This is a genomic window from uncultured Clostridium sp. (genome assembly GCF_934754915.1).
Taxonomy (GTDB): domain Bacteria; phylum Bacillota; class Clostridia; order Clostridiales; family Clostridiaceae; genus Clostridium.
On sequence record NZ_CAKVKB010000106.1, the window covers coordinates 1 to 11,421 of the forward strand.

12 protein-coding genes are annotated in these 11,421 nt (G+C 29.4%); 6 read left to right on the forward strand and 6 right to left on the reverse strand.

The window, feature by feature from the left end; translation table 11 throughout:
* Positions 1–125: 125 nt before the first annotated feature.
* From recQ to Q0F58_RS13860, 3 genes are all read right to left on the reverse strand, one after another.
* The gene (recQ, locus tag Q0F58_RS13850; protein WP_294377634.1) at positions 126–2,582 is read right to left on the reverse strand and encodes a DNA helicase RecQ; all 2,457 of its coding nucleotides are present in this window, start codon (positions 2,580–2,582) and stop codon (positions 126–128) included.
* A 295-nt stretch (positions 2,583–2,877) separates the two neighbouring features.
* Positions 2,878–3,747 (reverse strand): type I methionyl aminopeptidase, encoded by an 870-nt coding sequence (map, locus tag Q0F58_RS13855; protein WP_294377636.1) that lies wholly within the window; start codon positions 3,745–3,747, stop codon positions 2,878–2,880.
* 237 nt (positions 3,748–3,984) lie between these two features.
* Complete coding sequence (locus Q0F58_RS13860; protein WP_294377639.1) at positions 3,985–5,427, reverse strand: DEAD/DEAH box helicase; 1,443 nt, start codon at positions 5,425–5,427, stop codon at positions 3,985–3,987.
* Positions 5,428–5,711: 284 nt separating this feature from the next.
* Between Q0F58_RS13860 and thiS the strand changes: the two genes are divergently transcribed.
* The 5 genes from thiS (at position 5,712) to Q0F58_RS13885 (ending at position 9,503) form a co-directional block, all read left to right on the forward strand.
* Entirely contained in the window at positions 5,712–5,909 is a 198-nt protein-coding gene (thiS, locus tag Q0F58_RS13865) for a sulfur carrier protein ThiS (protein ID WP_294377642.1), read from the forward strand.
* A 1-nt stretch (position 5,910) separates the two neighbouring features.
* A complete protein-coding gene (gene thiF / locus Q0F58_RS13870; RefSeq protein ID WP_294377644.1) occupies positions 5,911–6,720 on the forward strand; it encodes a sulfur carrier protein ThiS adenylyltransferase ThiF in 810 nt (269 codons plus the stop codon).
* Positions 6,721–6,889: 169 nt separating this feature from the next.
* Positions 6,890–7,666: a thiazole synthase gene (locus Q0F58_RS13875; RefSeq protein WP_294377647.1), complete on the forward strand. Its 777-nt coding sequence runs from the start codon at positions 6,890–6,892 to the stop codon at positions 7,664–7,666.
* 21 nt (positions 7,667–7,687) lie between these two features.
* Positions 7,688–8,857 carry a 2-iminoacetate synthase ThiH gene (gene thiH / locus Q0F58_RS13880; RefSeq protein ID WP_294377654.1) on the forward strand — a complete coding sequence of 390 codons (1,170 nt, stop codon included), beginning with the start codon at positions 7,688–7,690 and terminating at the stop codon, positions 8,855–8,857.
* The gene (locus Q0F58_RS13885; protein ID WP_294377656.1) at positions 8,850–9,503 is read left to right on the forward strand and encodes a thiamine phosphate synthase; all 654 of its coding nucleotides are present in this window, start codon (positions 8,850–8,852) and stop codon (positions 9,501–9,503) included. The genes thiH and Q0F58_RS13885 overlap by 8 nt, the downstream gene beginning before the upstream one ends.
* A gap of 236 nt (positions 9,504–9,739) precedes the next feature.
* On the opposite strand, the gene Q0F58_RS13890 is transcribed toward Q0F58_RS13885, so the two are convergent.
* Both Q0F58_RS13890 and Q0F58_RS13895 read right to left on the reverse strand, forming a co-directional pair.
* Positions 9,740–10,219 (reverse strand): S-ribosylhomocysteine lyase, encoded by a 480-nt coding sequence (locus Q0F58_RS13890; protein ID WP_294377658.1) that lies wholly within the window; start codon positions 10,217–10,219, stop codon positions 9,740–9,742.
* Between the two features lie 117 nt (positions 10,220–10,336).
* Positions 10,337–10,492 carry a DUF5680 domain-containing protein gene (locus tag Q0F58_RS13895; RefSeq protein WP_367118191.1) on the reverse strand — a complete coding sequence of 52 codons (156 nt, stop codon included), beginning with the start codon at positions 10,490–10,492 and terminating at the stop codon, positions 10,337–10,339.
* Here Q0F58_RS13895 and Q0F58_RS13900 point away from each other — a divergent pair.
* Positions 10,486–10,662, forward strand: a complete 177-nt coding sequence (locus tag Q0F58_RS13900; protein WP_294377662.1) for a helix-turn-helix transcriptional regulator — start codon at positions 10,486–10,488, stop codon at positions 10,660–10,662. The two genes, Q0F58_RS13895 and Q0F58_RS13900, sit on opposite strands and share 7 nt — an antisense overlap.
* A gap of 45 nt (positions 10,663–10,707) precedes the next feature.
* On the opposite strand, the gene Q0F58_RS13905 is transcribed toward Q0F58_RS13900, so the two are convergent.
* Positions 10,708–10,968 carry a hypothetical protein gene (locus Q0F58_RS13905; protein ID WP_294377664.1) on the reverse strand — a complete coding sequence of 87 codons (261 nt, stop codon included), beginning with the start codon at positions 10,966–10,968 and terminating at the stop codon, positions 10,708–10,710.
* Positions 10,969–11,421: the final 453 nt, after the last annotated feature.

Below are 11,421 nucleotides of genomic sequence, written 5' to 3' on the forward strand. Positions count from 1 at the left end.
ACTCACACCCCTTAAATTCCTATATATGATCCTTATATAAATATATTTTCAGAAAATTTTTTTATTACTAATATTATTAACTTTTATTATATACATTCCAATTAATAACACTTAATTGTCAATTATCATTCATTATGCGTTAAAATATAATTTTTTAATATAACTGCTCTTATGCTCTCATATTTTATACCTGGAAGAATTCTTTTTAATTCATTAATTTTTTCAAATCCTTTTAATTTAATTGCTTTTAATATTTCCTTTTCTTCAGCTTCTGTAAAAAATTCATTTAAATCTATGTCAAAATTATCTTCTCCAAATTCTTTAATATAATCTGTAACATATCCAAGTATAGTTGAAACTGACACTTCCAATTCTTTTGACACATGATAGATATCATTATCATTTTTCAACATATCAATTGCAATTTCATTAACCTCTCTATTTTCTCCATCAATTATTATTTTCTTTTTATTTTTAGATATCCATTGATGATTTATATTATTTTCATTCACGTATTTTTTTACTATTTCTATTATTTCCTCACCATGAGATTCTATTTTTTTAGGTCCAATACCACTTATATCCTTTAATTCATCAATTGTCACAGGATATCGTCCACTTATTTCTTTTAATATATTTTTATGCATTATTGACTGGGGGTACATATTGTTTTCCTTTTCCGACCATTTTTTTCTTGCATCATAAAGGATTTTATATAATTTTTCATCACTTTCTACTTCCAGTGTCAGTTCATTTTCTTTGTTTGATGTTATTATTTCAAGACTTCCACTTTTTGAAAGATTTATATTATTATTCTGTGCATATTCTCTTATGGCATTTTCAAATCTTTCTCCATATTTACTGTACTTAAGTTCACCAACACCAGTTATGTTAAGCATAGCTTCTTTATAAACAGGATATTTTATTGACATTTCCTTTAACGTAATATCTCCAAAAATAACATAAGGAGGCACATTATTTTCATCCGCAATATTCCTTCTAATTTCTTTAAGGATTTCAAATAATTCATTATTTTCATGTACCTTTTTATGAACTGCGAACTCCTTAAGCATTACTTTTTCCTCCCCTACAAGAACTTTCCTTGACATCTGATTTAAAGCAAGTATTGGATAAGTTCCTTCAACCACACGTATATACCCTTGAGATGTAAGTGTATTTATAAATGTTTTTAGTTCATCTGCAGAATAATTCTTCATAATTCCATAAGTCGATAGTTGATCAAATTTAAACTGAAGTACTTTTTTATTTTTTGAACCTCTTAAAACATCTACTACCATGCCTGCTCCAAATTTTTGATTCATCCTATATATACATGATAATACTTTCTGTGCATCTATTGTTTTATCAATTATTTCACCTTCATTTAAACAATTGCTGCAGGAATTACAGTCTTCTTTGAGCTCCTCTCCAAAATATGAAAGAATGAATTTTTTATAGCACTCATTACTGTAAACAAAATCTATCATCTGCTGAAGCTTTTTATATTGTATAACCTGTCTTTCTGGATTTTCTATAGAAGTTTCAATAAGATATTTTTGAATCTGAACATCTTGTGGAGAAAATAAAAGTATACATTCACTCTTATCACCATCTCTTCCCCCTCTTCCTATTTCCTGATAATAACTTTCTATATTTCTAGGCATATTATAATGTATTACATATCTTATATCAGGTTTATCAATACCCATCCCAAATGCATTTGTTGCAACCATTATGTTTGCCCTGTCATATATAAAACCTTCCTGATTTTCTCTTCTCTGTTCTTCACTTAACCCAGCATGATAGTGGGTTACATTATATCCCTTTGAACATAAAAGTTCATAAATCTTATCTACTTCTTTTCTTGTTGACGCATATATTATTCCTGACACATTTGAATTGTTGTTGATATAATCTAAAAGATATCTGTTCTTGTCTCCGCCTTTTATTACATTTATAAAAAGATTTTCCCGATTGAATCCAGTCACATATATATCTGGATTTTTCAATAACAAAAGATTTACTATGTCCTCACGAACTTCTTCTGAAGCTGTTGCTGTAAATGCTGTCACAACAGGTTTTTCTTCTAATATATTTATAAAGTGTGCAATTTTTCTATAACTAGATCTGAAATCATGCCCCCATTGAGAAACACAATGTGCTTCATCAACAGCAACCTGTGAAATTCTGCATCTTCCTATAATGTTCAAAAATCCTACACTTTCAAGCCTTTCAGGTGCAATATAAAGAATCTTCACCATGTTATTTTCTATTTTGTTTACTACTTCATTTTCTTTTACTGAACTCAATGTACTATTTATAAATTCAGCATCAATTCCCATGTTTTTCAAAGTATCAACCTGGTCTTTCATGAGGGATATGAGAGGTGATATAACTATCGTCATTCCATCAAACATAAGAGCTGGAATCTGATAACATATTGATTTTCCTCCTCCTGTAGGCATTATAGCAAGAACATCATTTCCTTTTATTATTGAATTTATTATATCTTCCTGACCTTTTCTAAAAAATTTATATCCATAATATTTTTCTAAAATATTACGAGCACGTTCATTAACCATAATTGACATCCTTTCTAAACATAAACCAGTATTGCAAACATACGTTCATATATTTATTTAAATTATTGACTGTACTTTTCTTTTTATTCATACAAAAATAATATAATTATATTACCAAAATTAACTGAATTGAATTGTCCAACATTATGAGGAGACCTATAAGTTGTCAATTGTCCATTGTATATTATTAGTTGTAATATATATCTTACTTATAATTGATAAAAATAAGAACGTATCATAAATAACAAAAAGGAAATTAATGATACGCTCTTGCTTTTGAATATATTTCTTTAAATTAATATGCTATTATTTCAACACCATCTTCTGTAATAAGAACTGTGTGCTCCCATTGAGCTGATAATTTCCCATCATCAGTATAAATAGTCCATCCATTATCAGCATCTTCATATACGTGATAAGTTCCTTCATTAACCATTGGTTCAACTGTAAGAACCATTCCTGGAACTAAAAGCATTCCTGTTCCTGCTTTTCCTACATGAGGAACAAAAGGATCTTCATGGAACTCATTTCCTACTCCATGACCACCTAAAAGTCTTACTATTGAATATCCATTATTATGTGCATGTTCCTGACAAGCTGCCCCTATATCCCCCAAAAATCCCCAAGGCTTAATAGCTTCAATTCCTTTAACCATACACTCTCTTGCTACTTTAACAAGTTTTTCAGCTTCTGGACTCACTTGACCTATTTTAAACATTCTTGATGCATCAGAATAATATCCATCGAGTATTGTAGATACATCTACATTTACAATATCTCCTTCTTTTAATATTATATTTTCATCTGGAATACCATGACATACTTCATCATTTATTGATGTACATACACTTTTAGGAAATCCTTCATAATTTAAAGGTGCTGGTATAGCTCCATGTTCAACTGTATAATCATAAACAAGCTTATCTATTTCAGCTGTACTCATTCCAGCTTTAATTTTGCTTGCAACAAGATCTAAAACACCATTATTTACAGCTGCACTCTTTTTTATTCCCTCAATATCTTCTGGAGATTTTATTAAATCTCTTGAAGGCACTTCAATTCCTTTTAATCTATAGCTTTCTAATTTTTCATCAAATTCTAGATGACACTTTTTGTATTTCTTTCCACTTCCGCACCAGCATTTTGCATTTCTATCAAATGACATATAACTTTACACCTCTTTAAAATTACTTTAACACATCTTCCATTAAAAAATAACATAATATAGAATTTCATTATCCATAATCTGCTTAATATATTTCTAATTATAATATACTATTCTTTTAAGAAATAAGATTGTGCTAAATTTATATTTATTTTTAACTATTCTATTATTAATTTCTACTAATCCGTATCTATTATAACTTAAAAGTCAATATATAATCAAATTTTTCACTACAGACTATTTTCTAGCTTTTTCACATTTTAATTTTTTTCCTTTTACTAATGCCGTTTTAAGCCCCTCTATTACTGTCTTTCCTTTTCCATTTAAGATATCAACATAAGATACATTATCCTGAACATCAATTATTCCAATATCATTTCCATCTACACCTTCTATTTTTGAAATGGCTCCTACAATATCTCCAGCTCTTATCTTTTTCTTTTTTCCTCCATTTAAATATATTTTTGTAATACCTAAATTTATTTCTTTGGATTTTTCTTTCTTTCTCTTTGGTCTGCTTTTAAGCTTTGACAAACCTTTATCCATATTATCCTTTATAAATTTTTGTGAAAAATGTTCTCTTACAGGAATTGCAAAACCTATATATTTTTCTATCTCAGCAAGATATCTATCGCCTTTTTTAAAGCATATAGATATAGCTTTTCCTTTTGCTCCTGCCCTTCCACTTCTTCCAATCCTATGTACATACGCTTCCTTTTCAACAGGAAGTTCAAAATTAATCACATGAGTTATGTTTTCTATATCAATTCCTCTTGCAGCAATATCTGTAGCAGCAAGAAGTCTAAATTCTCCCTTTCTGAAACTATCCATTACAGCAAACCTTTCCTTTTGAAGCATTCCTCCATGAATTTTGCCACATGAATAGCTTTTTGATTTTAAAAATTCATATATTTCATCAACCTTATCTTTTGTTCTTCCAAAAATAACTGCACTTTCAGGTTGTTCACATATAAGAATTTCATTTAAAAATTCAAATCTTTTTTCATAATCTACATAATAGAGATTATGTTCAATGTTACTATTTGCTGCATTTTCTTTTTCTATAAAAATCTCAACAGGTCTATCCATATGTTTTCTGCACAATTTTCTTATTTCTTCTGGAATTGTTGCAGAGAACAGCATTGTAACTTTTTTCTTTGGAATTCTTCTTATTATTCCTTCAACTTGATTTATAAATCCCATATTAAGCATTTCATCTGCTTCATCTATTACAAAATACTTTATTTTATTTATATTAAGACTTCCTCTATCAATATGATCAAGTATCCTTCCTGGTGTTCCACAAACAACGTGAGTCTTTTGCTTAAGCATTCTTTCCTGTTCACTTATAGGCTGCTTTCCAAAAATAGATACTGCTTTTATTCTCTTGAACCTTCCAATATTAACAAACTCATCACTTACCTGTACTGCTAATTCTCTTGTTGGACTAAGCACTAAAACCTGTGGACTATTTTCATCCCAGTTTATCTTCTCACATAAAGGAATTGCAAATGCTGCAGTTTTACCACTTCCGGTCTGTGATTTGACTATAATATCCTTATTTAATAATATTTCAGGAATTGCTTTTTCCTGAACCTCTGATGGTTTTTTATATCCAAGTCCGTCAACTGCTTTTAAAATTTCTTCACTTATATTGAATTTATTAAATCCATTTTTCATTTATTTATCTCCTAATATTTCTATAATGCAATGAATTCTATGATTCACTAACTGCATATGCTAATCATAGCTATTATATAGCATATCAATATAAAATGAAAACATATGTAAATACAAAATACTCTGTATATTTGATAAACTCGTAGTTTATTTGACAAAAATTAGTTAAAACATTATAATATGGAATAGAGTGTTGATTAAGGTCACACGAAGGGGTACACCACCACGGGTGTAAGTCTTCGTGTGGCCTTTTTTGCATATTCCAAATTTTAGGAGGTGAAAATATGATAACTGTAAACGGAAATAAAGTATCTGATGCTGATAATCTTAAATTGATTGAATTCCTAATCAGAGAAAATTTCAATACAAAAATGATAGCAGTTGAATGCAATGGTTCAATTATTCCAAAGACATCCTATGATAAAAAAATCCTTAAAGATGGTGACCATTTAGAAGTCGTAAGTTTTGTTGGAGGTGGCTGATTTGAAAATTTTTATAAATGGAAAATCTGTTAATACAGACTGCTCTACCCTTTATGAATTACGTGATAGATATCACAAAAATGAAAAAAATCTAATAACAATTTTTAATGGATTTCAAACTTATGATGATTTTATTCTTAATGAAAATGATAATGTAAGCTTTATAATAAAAGGCTGTATGCCAAGCCAGGATGAATTTGAGGCTTTAATGTGTGCAAGACATACTCCTCATGTTTTTGAAAAAGTAAAAAAAGCCCATGTTGCTGTTGCAGGTCTTGGCGGTCTTGGATCTAATATAGCTGTCAACCTTGCAAGAACAGGTGTAGGACATTTACATCTAATCGATTTTGATATTGTTGAACCAAGTAATCTTAACCGTCAGCAATATAAAATTAAACATCTTGGAATGTATAAAACTGAAGCCTTGAAAAATGAAATTCAGGAAATAAATCCTTTTATAAAAGTAACCATCGATACAGTAAAAGTAACTCCTGAAAATATAAAATCTCTTTTTGAAAATGAAGATATAATATGTGAAGCTTTTGACAACCCAGAAGCAAAAGCTATGATTGTCAATTGCATAATAGAAAATTTTCCAAACAAAAAACTTGTCTCTGCTTCAGGAATGGCTGGATTCGAAAGCAGCAACACAATAATCACAAAAAAAATCACCAAAAACTTTTATCTGTGCGGTGATGGAAAAACAGGAGCAAAAGTTGGACGAGGCTTGATGGCTCCACGTGTAAGCATATGTGCAGGACATGAAGCAAATATGATTTTAAGACTTATTCTTGAAATTGAAGAAGTATAAATCAATCAAAATACAGTAATAATTTTACTATAAAAATTGAATTTAAATACCACATAAATTTTCAGTATTAAATTATTTGAAATAAACATAGAACAATAAAATAAATTGCATATACACAATATAAGTCGTAATTTGATTAGATAATTTACTAGAGAGAGGATAATTATAAATGAATAAGAACAATGATAAATTAATAATTGGTGAACACGAATTCGATTCACGTTTCATATTAGGAAGCGGAAAATATTCTTTAGACTTAATAAATGCTGCTGTTGAAAATGCTGGTGCACAAATAATAACATTAGCAGTAAGACGTGCAAATTCAGGAGGTCCAGATAACATATTAAATTACATTCCAAAAAATGTAACATTACTCCCTAATACTTCTGGTGCTCGTAATGCTGAGGAAGCTGTACATATTGCACATCTTGCAAGAGAACTTGGATGTGGCGATTTTGTAAAAATAGAAATAATGCGAGATTCAAAATATCTTCTTCCAGACAACTCTGAAACAATAAAAGCTACAGAAATTCTTGCAAAAGAGGGTTTTGTTGTAATGCCTTATATGTATCCAGATCTTAATGTTGCAAGAGACCTTGTAAATGCTGGTGCTGCTGCTGTGATGCCTCTTGCTTCTCCTATTGGAACAAACAAAGGTTTATGCACTAAAGATTTTATTAAAATATTAATTGATGAAATAGACCTTCCTATAATTGTAGATGCTGGTATAGGCAGACCTTCTCAGGCATGTGAAGCAATGGAAATGGGTGCTGCTGCTATAATGGCAAACACTGCAATTGCAACTGCTGGAGATATTCCTGCCATGGCTTCTGCATTTAAAAATGCAATAGAAGCAGGAAGAACTGCATATCTTGCTGGTCTTGGAAGAGTACTTGAAGGCAGGGCTTCTGCATCATCACCTCTTACTGGATTTTTACAGGATTAATATTAAAGGAGGACTATTAAAATGATAGATGTAAAGGACCGTATTGATCATATGAAATATCTTCCCGACATGGAAGTCTTAAAAGATTCAACTGTTATGGATGAGGTAATCTCAAAAATGAATGCTTATGATTACAATAAATATACAGGATTAGATGTTATGAGAGCATTAAACAAAGATGTTTTAGCTCCAGAGGATTTCGCTGCACTTCTATCTCCTGCTGCTTTTCCATTTCTTGAACAGATGGCACAAAGAGCCCAAAAAGAAACACGTAAACATTTTGGAAATTCAGTAAATATGTTTACTCCAATATATATTGCAAATTACTGTGAAAACTACTGTATCTATTGTGGATTCAACTGTCATAATAAAATAAGACGTGCAAAGCTTAATAGAGAAGAAATAGATCGTGAAATGGCTGCAATAGCTAAAACAGGACTTAAGGAAATTCTCATTCTTACAGGTGAAAGTCCTACCATGTCAAGTGTAGAATATATTGGCGAAGCATGTAAAATTGCTAAGAAATATTTCAAAGTCATAGGACTTGAAGTATATCCTATGAACAGTGACCAATATGCTTATCTTCATAAATGTGGTGCTGACTATGTCACTGTATTTCAGGAAACATACAACAGTGATAAATATGAAACACTTCACCTTGCAGGACATAAACGTATATTTCCTTACAGACTTAATGCTCAGGAACGTGCATTAAAAGGCGGAATGAGAGGTGTAGGATTTGCTGTCCTTCTTGGACTTGATGATTTTAGAAAAGATGCCTTTGCAACTGGTATTCATGCATATCTTCTTCAAAGAAAATATCCACATGCTGAAATTGCATTTTCATGTCCTCGTCTTCGTCCAATAATAAATAATGATAAAATTAATCCTAAAGATGTACATGAACCGCAGCTTCTTCAGGTAATCTGTGCATACAGAATATTCATGCCTTTTGCAAGTTTGACAATATCAACTCGTGAGCAGGCATCATTCCGTGATAACGTCATAGGAATTGCTGCCACAAAAATTTCTGCAGGTGTGTGCGTAGGAATTGGTGGACGAGTTGATGGTGAAGAAGAAAAAGGTGATGAACAATTTGAAATTTCGGATTCAAGAAATGTTGAAGAAATTTACAATTCAATATTAAATCATGGACTCCAGCCAGTAATGAGTGATTATGTCTATGTATAAAATTCTTTCAGTTACTAATCGTCATTTATGTAAAACTGATTTTTTAAAGCAGATAGAAAAAATATGTATATTAAATAAGAAAATTCAGACACATTCTAAAATGTGTAAAAATTTAAATTTCTTAAAAGATATCATTTCAATTTCAATTGTCCTCAGAGAAAAAGACCTGAGTGAAAGAAATTATAAAATTCTAGCATCAAAGGTATTAAAAATATGTGAAGAATATAATACTGAATGTATTCTTCATTCTTATTACAATACTGCAGAGGAACTTGGAGTAAAAAAAATACATCTTCCATTAAAAACTTTACAAGATACTCCAGAAATTATTCATAAATTTGATTCTGTAGGAGTTTCAATCCATTCTATTGAAGATGCAGCTATTGCTCATGACCTTAGTGCTTCATATATAACTGCTGGACATATTTTTGATACAGACTGTAAAAAAGGTATTCCTGGAAGAGGCCTTTCTTTCTTAAGAAATGTTGTAAAATATATAGATATGCCTGTCTTTGCAATAGGCGGAATATCTCCTTTAAACATAAAACAGGTTATTGAATGTGGTGCATCAGGTGTATGTATTATGTCTGGTTTAATGGCTATAGACAATCCTGAAGATTTTTTTAATATATGTTCTTCCAATTAACAATTCATGATAAATGATAATCTTTTTGATTATTATATGATTTTATTATTAGAACATATATGTAATTAATCCTATAACTTAAACAATGACTTTACGCAAAACTTTATTATTGCTGATTATAAATTATTAAAAATCATTTAAATTTAAATAATTACAACAGTAAAACAAATATAAAATTCCCTCTTATAGCACATTGCTTATTAAGAGGGAATTTTATATTTTCATAGTATGAAATTTTATTCTGGATATATTAATCTTTCTTCAGTTATGTTTAATAAAACTTCATCAAGATATTTTTTTGCAAGATATTTTGCCATTGGAAGATTCATGTCCAAATAGTTTCCACAATCTCTTGCAGAAGCTCCCGGAACATCTCCTTCAAAATCTGCAATAAATTTATACATTTCAGTAAGAAGTCCAACGATATCCTTTGATTCATAATCACCACTTAATATTAAGTAGAAACCAGTTCTGCATCCCATTGGTCCAAAATAAACTGTCTTATCTGCAAAGTCCTTATGATTTCTTAAAAAAGTTGCAGCCAAATGTTCTATTGTATGCATTTCAGCAGTATTCATAACTGGTTCATAGTTTGGTCTTGTCATTCTAAGATCAAATGTAGTAAGCACTACATCATTAAATCTGTCTTTTCTTGAAACATAAACCCCTGGAAGAAGATTTAAATGATTTATTGTAAAACTTGCAATCTTTTCCACAAATCTCACTCCTATTCATATTTAATATACATTACATTTATATATTATCATTGATGATTTATATTATCAATATACGTCCATCTAAACACTATTTATCTTAACAGAAATAGTAATTTTCTATTTCATTATTCCACCATGAAAGTAGCATTCATACACCTTTTCATTATTACAATAAATTTCTTCATATCCTTGAAACCATGTAAAATTTCCTACAACCTTACATTTGTAAATATATTCTCCAGATTGATAATATTCAGGACCTCGATATGGCATGTCAATATCAAAATCTGACCCAGGAAGATCTTGCTAAGAAAGTAGGTGTAAGACGTGAAACAATAATGAGATTAGAAGCAGCAAAGTATAATCCTTCACTAAAACTTGCAATTGATATATCTCATGTAGTTGATGCATCTATTGAAGATTTATTTATATTTGAAGATTAAAAAGTATTATTAGTGCTTAAAATATTTGCACTAATAATACTTTTTTTAGCGTATCTCTTCAATTGCAAGAAGTCTTGGTTCTTTGTTCTTCTGAATCTTAACATATATTTTTGCCATTTTCATTTGAATAGTTTCAAGCATTGTCTTGACTTTACATATAAAATAATAATCTTCTATTCCATTAGTTATAACAGCTATTGGATTAAAGTTCCATCCATTTATGCCATCTAAAGCTGTATTTAATATTTCTTTATCATCATCTGTCACTTCATTTTTTATTTCTAATTGTGCCACTTCTTTATTCATTTAATCACCTTCCATAATTTATAACCTTATTTTTCATTTATCTCTATATTATTGCCAATATACTAATTTCTAATACAATACTTCAATTAATTCTCATAAAATCAAATATTAGTTTTTATAAGCCATCTCCTCTCACATATATTTTTTATATGTCTATATTACAATTTATTTCTATATAATAGCTTAACAACTAATTAAACAATTCTTAAAAAATTATTATATTTTTTGACATTTTATGTTCTCTTATTAATTTAAAATATTAGTTATAATTCTATAGAAGGAGTTATTATAGATATTTCTGCCAAACAGCTTCAATATACAGCATTATTCTTGTAATTCATAAGATAAAATATATTACATCCTATACATTAAAAAACTACATATTATATTCTCTTAATAACCAGTGCATATTCTCTAAGAAAATTTAAACATAATTCACCTTAACAACATTAA

What these genes read in the sequence shown, in the direction of transcription:
- map (WP_294377636.1), bottom strand. Translation starts at nt 3,747, where the DNA reads ATGTCATTTGATAGAAATGCAAAATGCTGGTGCGGAAGTGGAAAGAAA.
- Q0F58_RS13885 (WP_294377656.1), top strand. Translation starts at nt 8,850, where the DNA reads ATGTATAAAATTCTTTCAGTTACTAATCGTCATTTATGTAAAACTGAT.
- Q0F58_RS13905 (WP_294377664.1), bottom strand. Translation starts at nt 10,968, where the DNA reads ATGAATAAAGAAGTGGCACAATTAGAAATAAAAAATGAAGTGACAGAT.
- Q0F58_RS13860 (WP_294377639.1), bottom strand. Translation starts at nt 5,427, where the DNA reads ATGAAAAATGGATTTAATAAATTCAATATAAGTGAAGAAATTTTAAAA.
- Q0F58_RS13875 (WP_294377647.1), top strand. Translation starts at nt 6,890, where the DNA reads ATGAATAAGAACAATGATAAATTAATAATTGGTGAACACGAATTCGAT.
- thiH (WP_294377654.1), top strand. Translation starts at nt 7,688, where the DNA reads ATGATAGATGTAAAGGACCGTATTGATCATATGAAATATCTTCCCGAC.
- Q0F58_RS13900 (WP_294377662.1), top strand. Translation starts at nt 10,486, where the DNA reads ATGGCATGTCAATATCAAAATCTGACCCAGGAAGATCTTGCTAAGAAA.
- Q0F58_RS13895 (WP_367118191.1), bottom strand. Translation starts at nt 10,492, where the DNA reads ATGCCATATCGAGGTCCTGAATATTATCAATCTGGAGAATATATTTAC.
- recQ (WP_294377634.1), bottom strand. Translation starts at nt 2,582, where the DNA reads ATGGTTAATGAACGTGCTCGTAATATTTTAGAAAAATATTATGGATAT.
- thiS (WP_294377642.1), top strand. Translation starts at nt 5,712, where the DNA reads ATGATAACTGTAAACGGAAATAAAGTATCTGATGCTGATAATCTTAAA.